We start from the raw sequence: 512 nt of genomic DNA on the forward strand, positions 1-512 counted from the left end.
GAAAGAGACTACATAAAATATCAATGGGCTCCAAAATATAGCAAAGAATTGATAAAGTCCGTATAATTGTGTAAAAGTAAAAAGGCCATATAACAGTCCTTTTACGGTACAATGTTTTTAACGACAAAAACATACCCAGGAGGACTTTTACATGACCCAAGTACATTTTACACTGAAAAGCGAAGAGATTCAAAGCATTATTGAATATTCTGTAAAGGATGACGTTTCTAAAAATATTTTAACAACGGTATTTAATCAACTAATGGAAAATCAACGAACAGAATATATTCAAGCAAAAGAATATGAACGAACAGAAAACCGACAAAGTCAACGAAATGGCTATTATGAGCGCAGCTTTACGACACGTGTAGGCACGCTAGAATTAAAAGTACCCAGAACACGTGATGGCCATTTTTCACCCACAGTGTTTGAACGTTATCAACGAAACGAAAAAGCCCTCATGGCTTCAATGTTGGAAATGTATGTATCAGGCGTTTCAACTCGTAAAGTAT

At 35.2% G+C, this 512-nt stretch carries 1 protein-coding gene; it reads left to right on the forward strand.

What is annotated here, in order from left to right:
- Nucleotides 1-151: 151 nt before the first annotated feature.
- A partial coding sequence (locus M3191_RS18210) for an IS256 family transposase (RefSeq protein ID WP_002504252.1) occupies nt 152-512 on the forward strand: 361 nt, incomplete at its 3' end.

Source organism: Sporosarcina luteola, assembly GCF_023715535.1.
Taxonomy (GTDB): Bacteria; Bacillota; Bacilli; order Bacillales_A; family Planococcaceae; genus Sporosarcina; species Sporosarcina luteola_B.